11 protein-coding genes are annotated in these 18,898 nt (G+C 48.4%); 9 read left to right on the forward strand and 2 right to left on the reverse strand.

The window, feature by feature from the left end; translation table 11 throughout:
• Positions 1–355: 355 nt before the first annotated feature.
• A complete protein-coding gene (locus AU511_RS15075) occupies positions 356–1,201 on the reverse strand; it encodes an Ig-like domain-containing protein (protein ID WP_094110177.1) in 846 nt (281 codons plus the stop codon).
• A 1,232-nt stretch (positions 1,202–2,433) separates the two neighbouring features.
• Between AU511_RS15075 and AU511_RS15080 the strand changes: the two genes are divergently transcribed.
• The 8 genes from AU511_RS15080 (at position 2,434) to AU511_RS15115 (ending at position 17,799) form a co-directional block, all read left to right on the forward strand.
• Entirely contained in the window at positions 2,434–5,664 is a 3,231-nt protein-coding gene (locus AU511_RS15080; RefSeq protein WP_167372053.1) for an Ig-like domain-containing protein, read from the forward strand.
• 169 nt (positions 5,665–5,833) lie between these two features.
• Positions 5,834–6,754 carry a glycosyltransferase family 9 protein gene (locus tag AU511_RS15085; RefSeq protein WP_094110179.1) on the forward strand — a complete coding sequence of 307 codons (921 nt, stop codon included), beginning with the start codon at positions 5,834–5,836 and terminating at the stop codon, positions 6,752–6,754.
• A 626-nt stretch (positions 6,755–7,380) separates the two neighbouring features.
• Positions 7,381–7,938 carry a hypothetical protein gene (locus AU511_RS17130; RefSeq protein ID WP_240503857.1) on the forward strand — a complete coding sequence of 186 codons (558 nt, stop codon included), beginning with the start codon at positions 7,381–7,383 and terminating at the stop codon, positions 7,936–7,938.
• 308 nt (positions 7,939–8,246) lie between these two features.
• Complete coding sequence (locus AU511_RS15095; protein WP_139829398.1) at positions 8,247–9,305, forward strand: hypothetical protein; 1,059 nt, start codon at positions 8,247–8,249, stop codon at positions 9,303–9,305.
• Positions 9,306–9,377: 72 nt separating this feature from the next.
• Positions 9,378–10,706 carry a hypothetical protein gene (locus tag AU511_RS15100; RefSeq protein WP_094110181.1) on the forward strand — a complete coding sequence of 443 codons (1,329 nt, stop codon included), beginning with the start codon at positions 9,378–9,380 and terminating at the stop codon, positions 10,704–10,706.
• A 1,244-nt stretch (positions 10,707–11,950) separates the two neighbouring features.
• Positions 11,951–13,675 (forward strand): PilZ domain-containing protein, encoded by a 1,725-nt coding sequence (locus AU511_RS15105; RefSeq protein ID WP_094110182.1) that lies wholly within the window; start codon positions 11,951–11,953, stop codon positions 13,673–13,675.
• Between the two features lie 564 nt (positions 13,676–14,239).
• Complete coding sequence (gene katE, locus AU511_RS15110; RefSeq protein WP_094110183.1) at positions 14,240–16,498, forward strand: catalase HPII; 2,259 nt, start codon at positions 14,240–14,242, stop codon at positions 16,496–16,498.
• Positions 16,499–16,851: 353 nt separating this feature from the next.
• Positions 16,852–17,799: an alpha/beta hydrolase gene (locus tag AU511_RS15115; protein ID WP_094110184.1), complete on the forward strand. Its 948-nt coding sequence runs from the start codon at positions 16,852–16,854 to the stop codon at positions 17,797–17,799.
• 21 nt (positions 17,800–17,820) lie between these two features.
• On the opposite strand, the gene AU511_RS15120 is transcribed toward AU511_RS15115, so the two are convergent.
• Positions 17,821–18,033: a YceK/YidQ family lipoprotein gene (locus AU511_RS15120; protein WP_036150742.1), complete on the reverse strand. Its 213-nt coding sequence runs from the start codon at positions 18,031–18,033 to the stop codon at positions 17,821–17,823.
• Positions 18,034–18,479: 446 nt separating this feature from the next.
• Between AU511_RS15120 and AU511_RS17895 the strand changes: the two genes are divergently transcribed.
• The gene (locus tag AU511_RS17895; RefSeq protein ID WP_139823930.1) at positions 18,480–18,590 is read left to right on the forward strand and encodes a YmiA family putative membrane protein; all 111 of its coding nucleotides are present in this window, start codon (positions 18,480–18,482) and stop codon (positions 18,588–18,590) included.
• The last annotated feature ends 308 nt before the right edge of the window (positions 18,591–18,898 follow it).

The raw sequence follows: 18,898 nt of genomic DNA on the forward strand, positions 1-18,898 counted from the left end.
GGCGGTCATTTTGAAAGGTAAGAGCGATTAATCATTTCATCGAGCAGCGAGATATTTAAATTGATGCCAATGCAATTATTCACGTGTCAACTTTTGGGCTGGGGAGAGCGCCACATTGAGCTTGCTGATGCCGTCGTGACCAATTCAATCCAATCCAGCATAAAGATGAAATGAAAAGATGACATTTCGCAACGTGCCAAGGTCATGAACCCCAAAGTATTAATGAGCGTATTACTGATGATAGCTACTCAGAAATCAGGCTATGTGGGTGATCGACAGTGCCGCCAATAACGAATGGGCGGCTCTGCCATCAGCGAAGGGATATTGATGAGCCTGCAGAAGCACCGTGAGGGCGTTATATAGGCTTAGAGGTGAGGGTGAGCTTAGTCGCGGAATCACATGAATGAATTGGATACAGGCTTTCAGAACCTGTGCTCATGTCAATGACGTACGAGTAAACAGAATCCTTTCGTGCGTAGTAATAATAAACATTTTTGCCAGTTCCCCAGTCGAAAGTAGACATATCTCCCCACTCATTATATATAGCCAAAAACTCAGATTTGTTCGGCGTCAGTTTTGGTTCGTATTCTGCGTGAATATTATCGATATAGAGATTACAAGCCACATCATAGGAGCCACTTCCCGATGCATGTTCGAAGGTGATTCTGACCACACTAGACGCTGGCGTACCCTTTATCGTGACATAACCTAAGCCGTTCACATTTTTAACTGCCACATTGGCATCATTTGATCCCCAGACCGTGGAGGACGAAACTTCGTTGAGCTCAATATAAAATTTTGCCCCGATGAACAGGTAATGGGGGCCACCTGAAGAGAACGTTTTATCGTTTTCATTGTAAACACGCGTAACCTTGAGCTCCGGAACCGGCGCCGGCTCATTACCGTCGAAAGAAGAGGTAGCGGTGCTGTAAACGGTCGCATTCGCTTTCATAATAGCCAGAATGGAAATGGTTTCTCCCACGGTGTCCGTATATTCCACCGACGCTGCCCCTAGAGAATTTGTTGTGACCTGCTTAATGGGAGTGCCGTCGGAAAAAATGGCACTTCCAGTCAAAAGCCTAAATTCAATGGTTTCCCCACTAACATACTGGTTACCATTCATGAGGATAGCTGTCGCGGTGTTAGTATCAGAGCCGTTAGCTGATGCGGTGGAGGTGGCTGTCAAAATCAATGTGTACATGATATTTCCTCATTTTGAGTTATACGCATAAAACGAAACCCCCCAATGGTTAGGCAGAATGTTTAAGCGGCACTATTAAAAAAAGTCAGAAGTAATAAAACTATGCTCTTTCATCTAAGGGAATAGGTCATAAACTCATCCAGCGGGCGACAATTCTTAGTGCGATACTTCCCTATTGTAAATATACGAATACTGCATATTAATATCTTAAGTTACCTAAAGGTTAGGTGGTTAATATTTTATCGAATGACTGTCATCAATGAGATTGAATTCATACTGTATTTACATCTGAATTAAGGGTCTGACGGCCTAGAGACACAGAGAAATACTATCCCATGATGCCGGGTAATTTGAGTGTATAAAACAAAGATTCGACATTATCAACTAAAATACGCGAATTCATTTATGGAGTTTTCATGTCTAATCCAGTGATGTATAGCTGGATAGCTAAACGCTACCTAAACAAATCGTGTAAAAATTTTTTTTTAAAGTTGTTAACTTTTTGCGTGGTGCTTTTGTGTTGGTCATAAGGTAGCTATATAAAGTGTAGATTTATTTTTAAGTGTATGATTTTTATGTTTTAAATAATAATATGTTTTTTTATTTCATATTAAGTGTTGAATATGAGTAATCCTGTGGTAATTCTATCCATAGAATGGATTTGGCCAATTTTCATTGCCGGTAGAAAAAAATATATATACTCTGCTAACCTGCGTTGAAGGTCGGTAATAGTAAGTGGATATGAGTATAGTACAGCAGGAAAAGGATGCCTGATGCGAAAATTTTTTGAGGTGGGGACGGTAGAAAACTCAAGATCTAAGTATTATTAATATTTCTTAAACTCTAACTCTGGATTTTAAAGATTAGCAAGGCTCTGGACATCGAGGGAATATTAGTTAAGTGACGGGAGCGGTAACGCAGTGCAGTGTAAGGTTATTGGTCACAATTATTTACTTTAGCCACCCTCCAGGCTGGGGATTGGCAAGAAGATTTTTTATATATAACTTTGTTATAGAAATAAGGTCCGCTTTCTAATGTTTATTGAAGACACAATGAAAATTTTCAAAAAGATTATAATCTGGTCTCAGATCGTACTTCAGGCCTCCCTGCCCGCTGTACCCGTTGTATTCTCTCAGTTTGCGGTCGCTGAGCCTCGTTCACCCTTTTCTGTTGATCGTGATACTCACGAGCGAGTACAAGAACAGGATGAGGGCTTACCCTATTCGGACATCATGACCCAAGGCGCGAACATGTTGTCTTCGGGGCGTGCGTCGGATTCTGCACGTTCTCTTGCCGTAGGGGAGGCGTCTGCTGGTCTGCAACAGTGGCTGAATGGCTTCGGAACGGCCCGAATCCAGCTCAATATGGATCGTCACGGGAGCTGGAGCCACAGCAGCGCTGATCTGCTAGTTCCCCTGTATGATAGTGAAAAGTCGATGTTTTTTGTGCAGGGTGGTATCCGTAAACCTTCAGACCGTCTTACTGCCAATCTGGGCTGGGGTGTGCGCACTTTCTGGCAGAACGGCTGGATGTATGGCGGTAACGTCTTCTTAGATAACGACCTCACCGGCCATAACCGGCGCGTGGGTTTTGGCGGAGAAGCCTGGCGTGATTACCTCAGACTCTCGGCCAACACCTATATTGGTACGACGGACTGGCACACTTCACGCGATTTTGATGGCTCCTGGCAGGAAAAACCGGCTGACGGATATGATATCCGGGCTGAAGGTTGGCTGCCGGCTTACCCTCAACTGGGTGGCAAATTGGTATGGGAGCAGTATTACGGCGATCAGGTTGCACTCTTTAATAAAGATCACTTGCAGCACAATCCGCACGCTGTCACGGCGGGCGTAGAGTACACCCCGGTTCCTCTGGTCACTCTGGGCACCGACCATCGTCAAGGAAGGGGCATTCATGACACGCAGGTTAGCCTGGACGTGAGGTGGAGCTTTGGACACGGCTGGCGGTGGCAGATTGACCCAGCGAATGTACAGGTTATGCGTACACTGGCAGCCAGCCGCTATGATCTGGTGAATCGCAACAACGAGATTGTGCTGCAGTATCGCAAAAACCCGGCGCAGGATGTGGCGCATCTTCTGCTTACACAGATTACGGACAATAGCCCGGCTGACGGCGTTAGCCGAAATGTGTTACAGGTGTTGGCGACGAACCGCAGCGGGGAGCCAGTGCGCAACGCGCCAGTAAACTGGCTTGCTCCCTCAGATGATGGCAGCGTCAGCCTGGTGGCCTCTTCCTCCGTAACGGATAATAACGGACTGGCTGCGGTGACACTGACCAGCACGAAAGCACAGACGGTACCGGTGACGGTGCAAAGCAGTAGCATTAGCTCTTCAAAAAATAGTCACTTTGTGGCGGTGTCGGTGAGCAAAATCGAACTGACCGTCACGCAGGACAATGCAGTAGCGGACGGCAGCAGCCCAGACACTGTGGTGGCCACGCTAACGGACAGCAACGGCAAACCTGCAGCGGGCCAAAGTATCAGCTGGGCCCTGCCTGATAACGTTGTGATGAAGGAAAACGCTTCAGCATCAGACAGCAATGGGAAGGCGACGGTTCATCTCACGTCCACCACGGCGGGCAGCGCGGCCATTAGCGCTACCGCTGGAAGCCAGACGGCGGAGGGAACCGTGCATTTCACTGGCAATAGCACTACCGCGAAAGTCGGTTCCCTGAGCGTCACGATAGACGGTAGCCCGGCTGATGGGAAAACAGCTAACGAGGCACTAGTCACGGTGACGGATGCCAATGGCAACTTGCTCACAGGGCAGACGGTCTCATGGTCAGCAGATAAATCTACGGTTGTCTTTGGTCAGTCTGCGGTCACCGACAGCAGCGGTAAAACTACCGTGTCTTATACCGATACTGTTGCGGAGTCCCTGACCCTGACGGCAACCTTGTCTAACAGCAACAGCGCGACAGCATCAAGCCTGTTTGTTTCCGACAAGGACAGCGCTCGGTTGACGGACCTGACTGTGACCAGCGGGGCTAAGGCATCAGGCAGTGACACGAATACCGCCACGGTGACTGTCATGGATGCGAATGACAATCCGCTAATAAACACCGCCGTCACGTTCAGTGTCAACGGTAATGCAATACTGAATGCCTCTACCGTGAATACTGACAGCAATGGACATGCGCAGGTCACTTTGACTGATACTATTGCGGAAACCGTACAGGTGACGGCGAAGCTTTCTACTGGCAGTAGTAGGACGAAAGACAGCAGTTTTGTGGCTGACTTGGACAGCGCAGTGCTGGCGATCACAGCCACAACAGGGGCGCTGGCCAACGGCAGTGCATCTAATACGGCCACGGTGACGCTGAAGGATAAAAACGGCAATGCCCTTTCCAGTCAGGTAGTCACGCTCAGCACGGATGGTCGTGCAGCACTTTCTTCCGCTTCCGGGACGACCGACAGTAAGGGCCAGGTCTCGGTGGCCGTGACTGACTCCGTTGCGGAGACCGTCACGGTCACCGCCACCCTGAGCAACGGTAAAACCGCTTCGGCTCAGATGGCATTTATCACCTATACCGTTACGGATCTTTCCGCAAGTGCTGCAAGCGTCAAGGCGGACGGCAGTACCTCATCCACGCTGACGGCAACGGTAAAAGATAGCAACGGCGCTGTGGTCGTGAACACGCCAGTGACGTTCAGCGTGACGGGCAGCGCAACACTCAGCGCTAATACGGTGAACACGAACAGCAGTGGGCAGGCGCAAGCCACGCTGACTGATATGGAAGGCGAAGTGGTGACGGTAACCGCCCAGGCTCAAGACAATGGCAATGATGCTGGTAAAACACAGAGCATCACCTTCGTGGCCTCATCGATAACGGGTGTTGGAGTTTATGGCACGAACTACATCTTTGCTGCGGAGCAAGGCTTCCCACAAACGGGTTATGCCGGAGCCACGATGTATTTCTTGATTGATAACAGCACCGATGACATGGCCAAGTATACTTGGAGCAGTAACCGTTCGTGGGTGACGTTTGATAGTAGTAACCACGCCACTATGAACGCGACGTCCTCGTTCTCCCTTGATGATTCGCCACCGGCATCAGATCGTGAAGTGACCATTACCGCTACACCGAAAGCGGGGGGGAAGGCGCTGACTTATACTTTCACATTACAAAAGTGGTACAAGGTCTCTTCCCGAGTCTCTGTAATAAGAAACGGTGATAATGAGGCAAGTAGCGTCTGCAGGGACTTCGGGACTTCCTCTATAGAGTCTGCCGCAGATCTGTCGGATGGCGCGGTCTCAGTTGTGGGCAAATTGTTCGGTGAATGGCGTGACAGCCCGTCACTGGCGCACTACCGGTTCTACTTTGACGCAGAAACGACCACCACATGGCGTGCGAAGGAAGACATTGCTTTCATCTACTCCACTGGAATACCCGGTACATCACCTCAACCCGGATCGAGTTATGTAATGTGTCGGGTTAATTAATAACCGTTACACTTGGCCGTCAGGGGAAGGACGCTGACGGCCAGCAGATTTCTTCATCCAATATGGTACGACGATCTTGTAATGAGGTTCGCTTTTGGGCTGGAGTTTGTCTGCATCTGTTCCAAAGGTATGTGAAGTTCAGTCTTACAGAATCTGAATAGGGGCGCTTATGGCAGGGATATATATCGACGGAATGCATGGTATTGGGGACAATATTGTCCAGCGTTGCTTCATCAAACAGCTCACGCGAAGAGGTCAGGAAATCTGGTTGAAGACGCCGGTGCCGGAAATTTACCAAGGGATAAGTCGCCTGCATTTTGTAAAGGCAAACACCCGTTTACGCACACAGAGAAAAAACGAAAATCGAACCAACGTCATCTTTGAATCCGTCACGACCGGAATGCCTTATCGGCGAATTTTTTATGGTGATATCGACCTAAGGCAGGGCAGCATTTTCACCGCGTTCGAGCGCCAGTTCGGTATCCCCCCGGCAGGTCTTGATTTACCGCATTATGCACTACCAGATATTGGGATTCCGTCGAACAAACCTCTTGCCGTTGTTCGTCCCACGACTGAACGCAGGGAATGGCATAACTCAAGTCGTGGCCCCCTCAATGAATATGTTGATAGCGTAGCCAGAATTTTGGCCGGGAAGGGGTGGCATGTCGTCAGTATCGCAGATATCGAACCCGGCCAAGAGTGGATACCTGATGTTGAACCCTTCGCCCATCAAAAATTCCATCACGGCGAGCTGTCTTTGACTCAGATGCTCGCTCTGATCGAACGCGCTGACATAGTAGTCACAGGTGTCGGGGTGGTGATGCATGCTGCGCAAGCGTATAGACGTCCAACGATCTGCCTACAAGGAGGGTGTGGGGGAAACAACCACCATACGAAAGTGACCGACCGCAGTTGTATGTGTTTGCCCGAAACATTATACATCTATCCTGATAATTACTGCCGCTGTCAGCTGATGAATCATAACTGTGATAAATATATCAGTAACTTACCATCTAGGGTTATGCCATTTATTGAGCGTGTGGCAGCTTCGCTGGAAAAGGATATTTCTTATGGAATTACTTTATCGTGAACTGAACTCAGGTTTAGCCTAGCTTCCTGAATTGGGTATGGGGCGTTTCCCTGTTCCTGCGGCAAGACCTTATGACGAGAGCTATTTTGTACGGTATCAGGCTATGAGCGATACACCGATGGGGCATCGGCTGACGGCTGCACGGATTGATTTAGTCTCACGGTACTGCGAGGAACACTACAGGATGTAGGCATTGGTGCGGGCCAGTTTGTTAAGTCTCGACCTGATACACTTGGGTATGACGTGAATCCGATTGCCATTGACTGGCAGCTTACCCAAGATTTATGGGCAGAACTGTACGCCGGTTACTATCCGGCACTTTCTTCCGGGACACCCTCGAACATATTGACCGTCCCGATCTCGCTGTGTAGCGCGCTGGAAATGGGTGTTTGTTTCAGTGCCGGTGTTTTAAAGTGCTGAACACATCCTTGATTCGCGTCATTACCGTCGTGATGAGCATATCTAATACTGGACGCACGATGGTTTGATGCGCTGGTTTGATAACCAAGGGTTTGGCTGTGCCGAATATGGTGCAATTGAAAGTGAACTGGGTCGTGATGGTGTAGGCAGCTATGCTTTTCTCCGTCGTAACAATTAGACTGTTTACTTAAAGCGGGAGAGGGCTAATGTCAGTTGATGTCATTGCGGTATGTGCATCAGGACCGTCACTGTGTAGGGATGATATTTATCACTTGAGAGATAATAAAATACCTGTCATGACAATAAACTCCAGTTGGAAATTATACCCAGAGTGTCAGTATATTTTTGCAGGAGATGAGGTGTGGTGGAAGAATAATCATCATATAATCGATTCATCAGCACAAAAATGGACCAGCAATGAAAGCGCTGCCAAAATATATGGAATAAACCACTTTAAAATCCAAATTGAAAGCACAATAAATTCGGGGTTGGTTGCGATTTTTTTCGCCATGAGTCTGGGTTTTGAGAATGTTATCCTTCTCGGTTACGACTGCTCAATAGAAAAGGGTATTCACTGGCATGGGAAACATTTGAGGCTGAACAATCCTAATAGCAGCAGTATTCGCCGATGGAGAACTGAGTTTGAATTATTTTCGCCTGAATTGCGACGAAGGGGTAATGTTGTTAACTGTAGTCATGAAACCCGACTAAGTTGCTTTCCCAAAGCTGGCCTTGAAAAAACGCTAAAAAGATTAAAGCGATAGTGCGAGTGTATTTTATTGCTGTGATTATATTTTATAGTCTATAGTCTATAGTCTATAGTCTAATCTGTTATTCGGAGAGTTCTGTATGAACTCTTTAAGAAAAATAAAATATAGAACGTAAAGTAAACAACTCAATAGGAATGTCATGTTTCGGTGAAATATTAAAAATAAAATGGGCAGGTGTTTATTAGATAGAGCGTGAATTATTTTGTGGAAACTGAAAATTTCAATATAAATCAAATCACATAGTAGTGAAATGCTTAAATCAAACAGAAATCAATCATCAATCAGAAAAGAGAGGTTATGTTATGGCTAATACAATCGTACTCAGTTCCGACGTCCCTGTCGTCGCTCCCGGTGAGACTCTAAAGCTCACTGCAAAGGTTTTCAACAGTGATTCAGGCGAAGCGGCACAAGGCATGACGGTCAAATGGTCCATTGGCCCAACCACCACCACGGCGACGCTCGGCAGTGAAACCAGCCTGACTTCATCGACGGGCTATGCGTCAAATACAGTCGATTGCGACGTAAAATCAGCGGTTGTTGTCACCGTGACCGTGGACGACGGTGGTGATGCGATCGATAGCATAAGCATCGGCTTTTATTCATCCGTCCTGGCCGCTCCCATCGTGCCTCAGGCTAAAAATGGCATTCTGACCGAGAAAGAAGTTAACGGTACGGTACAGGCCATGGTGGTACGCCATACCGATGACCCTGTTGCGGGTGACTTGTATGACTTCTATTGGGGTAAAAATTCAATTTCGCGGTATGACGATGGTACCAGTGACACTTTCCCTTGGATCGTCAACATTAAAAACGATTTTACGGCCACTGAAGTACTCTCCGATGGCGATTATACGGTGTACTACACTATCACCGACTTGGCGCAAAACGTTTCCTACTCAAAACCTCAAGCAATTACCGTCACCGGAGGGACATACATTAACCCGCTGTATGACGCGCCGGTGTTCCCGGATATCACTGATAACACCATTAACTACGACGACGTAAGTGAAAAGGGAGTTGTGGTAGAAGTGCTACTTCCTCAGACGTCAGACGACGCCGATATTTTTGCCGGCAATATCATTACTCTTTACATGAGGGTGTTTGATAAAAACTATAAAACAGAAATTATTGCCACCAAAGCTGTCGCCACCCATACCGTAACTGAAGCGGAAATCAAGGACAACACGATTCCTTTTTATTTACCGAAAACTGCAATCGTGGATAGCAAAGATACCTTTGATGACGTCCGTGGACAGTTCTGGTACACCGTTACCGGCACTGGTTCTGTTTCTGTTTCCGGCTCCTCTTTTACCAAGACATTGATTATTGATACAGTTCCGCCTCATCTGCCTCAGGCGTAAACCCGGCACCAGACCAGAGGTGGGTTATGCCCATCTCTGGATTCAACCCGATATAATTAAGGAGAGTTTTATATGGTGAATGCAGTAAGTCCCCTTCCTGTACCCGGTTTACCGCAGATGACTTCAGAGAATTCTATCAGCCTTAACGATCTCAACGTCGCGGGCGGAGTGTTTGTGCGCATTCAACAGTATGAAGACGCCGCCCGAGGTGATTACATTACCGTATTATGGGATAACCTTCCGGTAAAAGAAGTTATCGTAGATGACTTGTCCTCAGACTTTCCCATTGTTGTGGTAATTACTAAAGGATTGGATGTCGGGTCGCATTACATCAATTATACCTCCCGAGATGTTGCCGGTAATACAGGAACATCTACCGGTATCACTGTTGATATTATTGACGGACAGCCAGAAATAAAATATCCGGCACCTGTTTTCACTGATGCGGTAAATGGAGTCATAAACCAGAGCAGTATCACAGCGAATGCTGGCACCCATGTTCATATTGCACCTTATACCGGGATTAAAGCCAACGATACCGTGACGCTCTTCTGGAAGGGAATGAGTGCATCAGGCGATATTTCAGACGGGGGGGTGGAAAGTCACGTGATATTGACTACAGATATGAGTGCAGGAGTAACCTTTTTGATTCCAGAGAACAAACTCGAATATCTCGGAGATAAAGGAACCGTGTCAGCTTGTTATCAGGTAAGAAGAACTGGTTCCGTATTAGGCGTATCTGAATTTAGTGAGGTTATGCTTGATTTGAGTGGTAGCAGCAGTGATTTTGGTATGGTCATTTCAACGGGCGCCGCAAATACAGATTATAATGCCATTCATGTTTATCCATTCAATCAGGGAATAATTAAAGGCCCTGCCGGTTCGACGGTCATTTTATCGATAGTCGGAGACGCTGTTTTTTATGAGTCAGGCTCTGCAACGTACCAGGCCATCCTCAATCAAAATGGTCAGAGCAGTTTTAGACTTTATTCATCTGTGCAGAGTAATGTGCAAGTTTACGCAGAAGCATCAAGTAATCCTGGCGCCAGCGTTCAGCAGCTTGTTCGTTTTGGGCCATATTCAAAGGGTAACGGTAATATTCAGTACTACAATTTCACTACGGGCGCGCCAGCCAACGGATTAATCCCTTGTTCGATATACCTCAAAACCGCTCAGTCGTCGGCTCTTCGCGCCGAAATATCTAAAGTTCGTGTTACCGTCAGCGGCTCTGCAACCATTGATGGTTATGCAAGTAAAACTGCGGACATTCTGCTGAACTCCGACAAGTCAGCTGAAATCGATATTATTAATAGCGTTGCGGAAACCGTTGATGTCGAACTCTCTTTACCCGAATCATCAGGCTCAATTAATCGGCTTTCGCTAATATTTAAGACATTCTAAATCAGAGGACATCTTTGCGGTATTACAGGTAATATGTGGCCAGACTATTTACCTGCCAGGGTCTTCAGTCCGTATCAGGGGACCCCTATTCAAATTAAATTGCGTCTGAAAATTACGATGTAGTAACCCCTTTAGACTAAACATAGGGGTAAACCTTATTGCGAGAAGATTTTCCGTGAATGTATGATTCAGCCTTTAGCCGTTAAGTCAGCGTATGCATTCGCGGTGCGAGGATGAACCTTGCCTAGTGATGCCTACTCCCTCAAGGACAAGGTCGTTATCCTCATGCCGCATAATGAAAGAAAAGCATATTTATATTGTCTTGTGAATTTCAATTGATGATATAAAAAATAATCTTGTATGTATTTATAAGTAATATATTGATGCCATCTTATATTGCTTTGTTTTATAGAGACTTTGCATGCGTTATTATGTATTTCATAGAAAACTGGGTTTTATTATCACACCATATTTATAGTGCATATTTTAGTATATTAAAAAATATTAGTTTTTGACTGAATAAATGTGGTTTTTATTCAGGATGACCAGTTTAGTATTATTGATTTTAATCCTTAAAATAATATTTCTTTGATTTTAACAATCACTACTTCGATGCGCGTTGGTGAGTGTTCCCTGACGGTATTACTTAGGTGTGCATTTAGTTTTTTAACCAAAGTTAGGCTAGAGCGATATAGATGTCAGATCGATCCCATCGATCAAAACACAATATTGTGATAGATTTTAGCTATCATCATTATTATTTTGATCGCTATAATCTATTTTGAGATGGTTTTATGTGGTATTAATTCAATAGGATGTATTGAGCCATTTAGGCTTCGATCGCTGGATTTTATCGTTCGGCATTAAGCATCTCAGGTGCAATTATCGTAACTTATTTCGTGTCTATAAGGACGCCTTATGAGTAATTTATATAATAATTTCATGCCATTACCTCCGTATGGCGAACGTTCGGAACCTTTACGCCACCGCCGTTTTTTACCGATCCAGAGATTGGAAACATCTGGGGTGGCGTTTACCTCAAAGCATGAAAAAACCTTGCCATTCTGGTGATAAAGACGCGTATTTATCGCCCTTAACGACTGGGCAACTGACCTGAATGACACGCACGTTGTGTTTATCGGTATCTCCAAAGAGTGAAAAATCATGTAGGCCTTATTTTGTTGGAGGTAAACGATAGAGACAGTCGTGAGAACATTGTTTTTATTGCATGCACAGGTATTGCTATGGCTCAGAATATTAATCCGTCAGCAAGAGTTATTTCTTCGTTAGTCCAGCATAAACATTCACTGTCCCTTTATGCTAAAGAGATGGTCTTTTCGGTGTCAGCCAAAATAATAGATTTAAAACCTGCTAATGGTCGCATGGTTCTTGAAATGGAATATCCGATGATTAATTTTGAAAAATATTTAATGACGGATGCCATTACCATTGACCTGGAAGCATTGAAGGGGCCGCACAGCGTCGAACGCGAGACTTATAGTCTCAGTAATATTCGCGCTAAAATGATTAAAACGCCTAAAATGCAATACCATCTAGAATGTCAGCTTCCGGAGTCGGTCTTTATTAACGAAAGCCGCGGGGCGATTCGTGTTCCTTTTATTCTTGGCATGTCTGGACGCGCCAGCATTGAAGTCTATCCCCATGAAGCGCGAGTGGCGGGGCACCTGCGTGATCTCTCGGTTGGCGGCTGTATGGTCGATGTTGATCTGTCTGACTGTATCGCCATGAGCATCAACCAGTCTTTACCTGAAATCAGACTTGAGTTCCCGAACGGGGAGATATTCTGGGCTGAAGGCAACGTTCGCCATATTCGCCCTTTTGGAACCTATGGGCACGCGGCGGTAGGGATACAGTTCATTAATTTATCCGCACCGCAGACCGAAGCCCTCTATCGCTATGTTAATGAAGCCGAGAGGGACGCCATTTTTAGAACTGGCATCAGTGATAAAGTCGAGCATCCTTCCCCGTTGTTTATTCCCGGTATCGTTGAAAAAATGGTGCTGCAAAGAGAGAGCCAGGAACGGGAAAAACTCTCACGCCAGCCTGCGGTTGAGCGCGACGTCATGAATATCGTTCACCAGCTCCAGATCGGACTGATGTATATCAAAATCCGTGACGTTTTCCCTGCGGAGATATTTTATGGGTGCGCTGATATTTTAATTAATTGGGTTAAACAGGACAGGAAGGCTTTTTTGCATGCGCTCGCGTTTCTTCGCGATGAGCCTGATTGGGTCAGAATGGCGATCAAAGTCGCAGGACAATTGGCTGACATCTTATTGCTGCGCAACCCTTTCGATCATCAGGTGAGGGAAGCCGTATTAGGCGCACTGTTGCATACACTGGGTAAACCTTTATTGGTCAGCGTCGAACTCCCTTCGCTTAAAGCAACTATGACGCCGCCGCAAAAAGAGGTGCTGAAAGGTCATGTCACGACACTGTGCGCCAAGCTGGACACGTTGTCCTGGGAACCGAGTCCCCTTTGCGGAGATGTCATTAAGAACGCTAATGAGCGTCTGGATGGTTCCGGTTATCCTGCCGGTAAGACGGGGGCACAGCTATCGGGTCTGGTGCGTCTGGTTTCCGTCATCAAAGCGGTCAATAAAGCGATACATCGGCGTAACGGTATACCCGCCCGTAACCCGCTGGTCGCTTACCGGCATATCAATGAATGCGGCGATGCCTATGATAAGGCCCTTTTGGTTGAATATATTCGCGTACATGGCCCCAATCCCATCGGTACCTTGGCGAAATACAACGGGGGATTTCTTGCCTGGATCATGGACGTTAACGGTCGAGGCGACCCGATAAAAGTGAATATCGTCAAAAATCTTCGTTTTCTGGAAAGCAACATCAATAGCGTTGTCTCGGGGAGTGATTTGGCGCAGCTGGGCAAGCTCGAAGGCATTGTGGATCCCGCGGATTATGGTATTGAAGTGTTGAAAATCTGATGGGGGATTCGCAATAAGCGACAAATCGTCAGGCGGTGTCGAACGACCAGCTCAAGGGAAATTTAGCGGCTACTGAAATCGTCTGATTTTCGAGCGCCAGTTGATCCGCAATGGCTCTCTGACACGATGCCATTACCCCTATCGACACGCGATGACCTCTGCGTTGCCGCGTGATTTCCTACTACCCACCTTGGTGATTTTGCCGCTTACCTCCCAGATTTTTCGTGTGCGTCTCTGCAATGAGGTGAGCCAATATGCCAAAGGCAACGACCCAAGGTTCGAATTCTGTTGCCGTACGGCTTATCGTCCCATTAATCCTGTAGGCGGTTTTTTATCGGCCATTCACCATAGGCAACCGTCGAAGGGACAAGGCGGCGGTGAATTATTTTCCCTTCACTTGTTTCGTTCCTTCTCTTCATGACGTTTTTTCAATGGCCTCGCATTAATGAAGGTTTCCCGTTGCTACATCGCCCCGCATCACAATCCATTAACTATATTTAAAGCAGGGTTATTTTAGTGCCTTTTTTATGTATATGTTTCTATTAACAATTAACTGGAGGCAACATGAAGGATGAGAAGAAACGAGGGCCGTCGAAGAGCGTCAGGTTGGACGCCTCTCAGTCGGTCAAGCCTCATCTGGCGGATACCGCACCCGACGATGCGGCGCTAAAACCGGCAAGCAGTCCTACTCCGCCAGGCGCGGAACCTATGTTTCCCGGCGGAGCTAAAACGCCCAAAAACACTAACGCTAAGCTGAAACAGCTGGATAAGTATCGTACCGATCCTGAGCATGAAGCCTTGCGTACGGATCAGGGCGTTAAAATTTCAGATAACCAAAACTCGCTCAAGGTAGGCGCACGAGGTTCTACGCTGCTGGAAGATTTTATCCTCCGCGAGAAAATCATGCATTTCGACCATGAGCGTATTCCTGAACGCGTGGTCCACGCACGTGGGGCAGCCGCGCACGGCTATTTCCAGGTCTACGCACCGCTCTCCCGCTACACCAAAGCGGAGTTTCTGCAGGACCCGAAGGTAAAAACGCCGGTGTTCGTACGTTTTTCAACTGTGCAAGGATCGCGAGGGTCTGCTGATACGGTGAGGGACATCCGCGGGTGGGCCACCAAGTTTTACACGCAGGAGGGCAACTTCGATCTGGTCGGGAACAATACGCCGATCTTCTTTATTCAGGATGCGATCAAGTTTCCCGATTTTGTACATGCGGTCAAGCCGGAGCCTCACAATGAGATTCCTCAAGGGCAGAGCGCGCACGACACCTTCTGGGATTACGTCTCCCTACAACCCGAAACGTTGCACAATGTGACCTGGGCGATGTCGGATCGCGGTATCCCGCGCAGTTATCGCATGATGGAAGGTTTCGGGATCCACACCTTCAAGCTGATCAACGCCGAAGGAAAGTGTCATTTTGTCCGCTTCCACTGGAAGCCGGTTTACGGTGCGGCGTCGTTGATTTGGGATGAGGCTCAGTTACTGACGGGGAGAGACCCCGATTTTCATCGTAAGGAGTTGTGGGAGGCGATCGAAGCCGGCGATTATCCGGAATATGAGCTGGGACTGCAGATTATCCCCGAGGAGGACGAGCACAAGTTCGATTTTGATATCCTCGACCCGACGAAGCTGATCCCGGAGTCTCTCGTACCGGTACAGTTGGTCGGTAAGATGACGCTTAATCGCAACCCGGACAATTACTTCAGCGAAACGGAACAGGTGGCGTTCTGTCCGGGCAACATCGTCCCAGGGATCGACTTTTCCGACGATCCGCTGCTTCAAGGGCGATTGTTCTCATATCTGGATACGCAGATTAGTCGACTGGGCGGCCCGAATTTCCACGAGCTGCCCATCAACAAACCGGTTTGCCCGTTCCATAATCATCAGCGAGACGGCATGCACCGGATGGAAATCAGCGGATCGGCGAATTACGAACCCAACTCCATCAATAACAACTGGCCACGGGAGACCGCCCCCGCACAGACCAATGGCGGATTTTCGACCTATCCACAGGCGCCGGACGGTGAAAAGATTCGTCAACGCAGCGAGTCGTTCGCCGACTACTATTCCCAGCCTCGCTTGTTCTGGCTAAGTCAGACCGAAGCGGAAAAAAACCACATCGTAGGGGCCTTTAGTTTTGAGTTAGGGAAGGTGGCGCGGCCGTGGATCCGTGAGCGAGTGGTCGATCAGTTAACGTACATCGATCACGATTTGGCTGAAAAAGTGGCGGAGAACCTGGGGATGGAACTCACCGCCGAACAGCGTAAGCATCCCTTGCCTGGTGCTATCAACGGTATCACGACGGATGCAACGCTCAGCCTATATGCGGCGGAGAAAAAGCAGACGTTGAAATCCCGACAGGTCGCGATCCTGGCGGCGGACGGCGTATGCGGCGCATCGGTCGAGAAAATCGAAAAAGCGCTGCATAAGCTGGGGATTCATACCAAAATCTTCGCCCCCCACCTTGGCAAGATCAAAACGCTGCAAGGGCAGTCGCTGGATGTGGCGGGCACGATCGAGGGGAATCCTTCCGTTCTGGTCGATGCGGTAATTGTACCGACCGGTAAGCAGAGTATTGAGACGCTGAAATCCGACGGCAATGCCAAGTACTATCTGCTGCAGGCGTTTAAGCATCTTAAGGCAATAGGGCTGCAAGGGGAGGCGCTGAGCCTGTATCAGGCGCTGCCGCTGCCTGAGCCAGATGAAGGGGTGCTGATAGAAGAGGATGCCCAAAAGGTAGCGGAGACATTTATTCACGCGATGCGGGAACACCGCGTATGGTCTCGTGAGGCTGTCGCGCAGACCATTCCAAGCTGATGCGGCGCAACCGATAAGTCTGCTGTAGTTTTCCTTAATCACGGCTGTGCCTGTCTCAATGACGAGAGAGGGCAGCCGTTTCTGTATTAACGATTCTCCGGCAACTTGAGTCCTTGATGATCGCCTTCAGCGTAGGCTCAAGCTGAAAGCGGCGAGGGAGCCGAAGTCTTTTGCCGAAAAAAAACCGGAGTCGCCGCCGCCGGGGGATTAGAAACATGGCGTTTAACGCTATTAGAAGGTGTTTCATCGACCCCATTGGGGGAACTTCCGAGGCTACCCTATGCTGTGTATTGAGGCTCCGTGCATGAGCGCGGTAGGCCGCCGACTTTCGTGGGAGAAATGCTGTTATGAAGATTAATCGTCGACATTTTCTGGCAGGTTCGGCAGCGGCGCTGCTGACGACGCCTATCCTTGACAGTTGGGCGACCAGCGAACCGCCGAGGAGCAATCTCCCGCTGTGGCGCGACATTCCGCCGGGCGGCGGTGGGCCGGTAGGGGATGAAGTGCTTTCCGCAGGCGGGGCGCTGAAAAATATCTCTCGTCCAGCTTTGGAGGTGTTTACACCAACGAATCCGAATGGCTGGGGCATATTGGTCGCCGGCGGCGGGGGCTATAAACATATCGAAATGGGCGATGAGGCGTGGCCTGCCGCGCAGTGGTTGGCGGCGCTCGGGTACACGGCCTATGTGCTTAGCTACCGTTTGCCGGAGGAGGGCTGGGGCGCAGGCAGTCTGGCGGCATTACAGGATGCGCAGAGGGCGCTGCGAATGATGCGCCATCGTCAGCAACACGTCGGCGTTTTAGGATTTTCCGCAGGAGGCCATCTGCTGGGAATGGCGATAACACGTACCGATTTCAGGTCTTATCCGGCAGTGGACAGTCTCGATGACGCTCCGGCCTATGCGGAACACGCCGCGCTCATCTATCCCATCATCACTTTGGAAAAGCCCTATACGCATACCTCGACCCATAAAATTCTGGTGGGCCCACATGCTGATCCCGTGGCCGAGGCCGCGTGGTCGGTACAACATTTCGTGACTTCGGCCACGCCGCCAGTGTTTATGGCGCAGGCGAAAGATGACACCATTTCCGATCCACATAACACGTTGATCATGGCGGCAGCCTGTCAGCGACACCATGTTCCGGTCGAAATGCATCGTTATAGTCAGGGGGGGCATGCGTTCGGTATGGGAAAAGCGGGAACGCCGACGGTGAAATGGCCCGCCAGCTATCGGGAGTGGTTGGCGGCGGTTCAGGAGCGGGCCGCCAGCAATAATCATGTCAAAACGAAAAAAGCGTGAAGCGCTTAAAACGCGGCGGCGCTACTCGTAGGGACCATGTCGCATATCGACGGGCAGCAAGATAGTGTCGACGATGATTGAGAAGGGTAAGTCGATAAACGTGATGTATTTCAACCACGTATCCCGCACGTCCCACTGTACGCCGGGATAGTATTGATGGCCGTGTCCCTGTCCCTTGATGTTGCGACTAATGATGCTGCCGCAGCCGGACAGCAGGCTGCTGATGATGAGCATGGCGATAACTCTTTTCACGGGATCCTCGGTTTTAGCGTCGATGGGGTGTCGTAGCGGTAACGAATGTACGTCAAAATAGGGCAATTTGGCGATCAGAATCGGATAATCTTACTGTCATCTTATACATTAATGTTATCTGAACGTCAGCCAACCCCTCAAAGTGGCATAACATGGCGATTCTCTTGCACGTGACTCTGCCGACACAGGCAAATCCTTCCCGATGGGCTATGCTTAACATTCCTTGAATATCAATTAAATAACGCTTAGTTCTCTTTTTCAGTACGGCGGTTTATCTTCCGTTTGGCTGAAGCATGATTATTTATAGAGCGATATAAGGGTGGAAGTGAATATTAAAGTACCGATTGCGGATGCCGATATTCATGTATCATGACCCACCCGAATCATAACAACATAAAGTAAGCAATAAGATGATTGAGATAATTACTATGGGTTACAACCAAAACTCCGATTTGAAGCGCAAAGCGTGGATGGCTTCATTTGTTGGCTGCCTGCTGTTTTGGATTGCTGTAGGTGTCTTAGCTTATTTCTACTTCTGAGTGGCGAATGCCGACCAAATGGCTGACGAATGCCCCATTCTGGATAGTTATCTTGCTGGTATCACCCCGATCATTCACCTCAAGTCGCGTTAGCAGGGGTAGCATTACCGACAAATGACGCATCAACGAGAGTCGCCACAGCCACGAGTGGCCGGGCCGTGCGTCTTCACCCTTTTGCAATTTGAACTGCCCACTCCGTCACTTCGATAAATAGATATCACGTAGGCCATGCGGCCGAGTATAGCGATCTGCTCTTTCAGCCCATATCGTGCCAGGCCCCAGGCCCCAGGCCCCAGGCCCCAGGCCCC

Source organism: Lonsdalea iberica, from assembly GCF_002111585.1.
Classification (GTDB): domain Bacteria; phylum Pseudomonadota; class Gammaproteobacteria; order Enterobacterales; family Enterobacteriaceae; genus Lonsdalea; species Lonsdalea iberica.

Excerpts from the sequence above, each read along its gene's own strand:
- AU511_RS15075 (WP_094110177.1), bottom strand. The coding sequence starts at position 1,201 with ATGTACACATTGATTTTGACAGCCACCTCCACCGCATCAGCTAACGGC.
- AU511_RS15080 (WP_167372053.1), top strand. The coding sequence starts at position 2,434 with ATGACCCAAGGCGCGAACATGTTGTCTTCGGGGCGTGCGTCGGATTCT.
- AU511_RS15085 (WP_094110179.1), top strand. The coding sequence starts at position 5,834 with ATGGCAGGGATATATATCGACGGAATGCATGGTATTGGGGACAATATT.
- AU511_RS17130 (WP_240503857.1), top strand. The coding sequence starts at position 7,381 with ATGTCAGTTGATGTCATTGCGGTATGTGCATCAGGACCGTCACTGTGT.
- AU511_RS15095 (WP_139829398.1), top strand. The coding sequence starts at position 8,247 with ATGGCTAATACAATCGTACTCAGTTCCGACGTCCCTGTCGTCGCTCCC.
- AU511_RS15100 (WP_094110181.1), top strand. The coding sequence starts at position 9,378 with ATGGTGAATGCAGTAAGTCCCCTTCCTGTACCCGGTTTACCGCAGATG.
- AU511_RS15105 (WP_094110182.1), top strand. The coding sequence starts at position 11,951 with ATGGCTCAGAATATTAATCCGTCAGCAAGAGTTATTTCTTCGTTAGTC.
- katE (WP_094110183.1), top strand. The coding sequence starts at position 14,240 with ATGAAGGATGAGAAGAAACGAGGGCCGTCGAAGAGCGTCAGGTTGGAC.
- AU511_RS15120 (WP_036150742.1), bottom strand. The coding sequence starts at position 18,033 with ATGCTCATCATCAGCAGCCTGCTGTCCGGCTGCGGCAGCATCATTAGT.
- AU511_RS17895 (WP_139823930.1), top strand. The coding sequence starts at position 18,480 with ATGGGTTACAACCAAAACTCCGATTTGAAGCGCAAAGCGTGGATGGCT.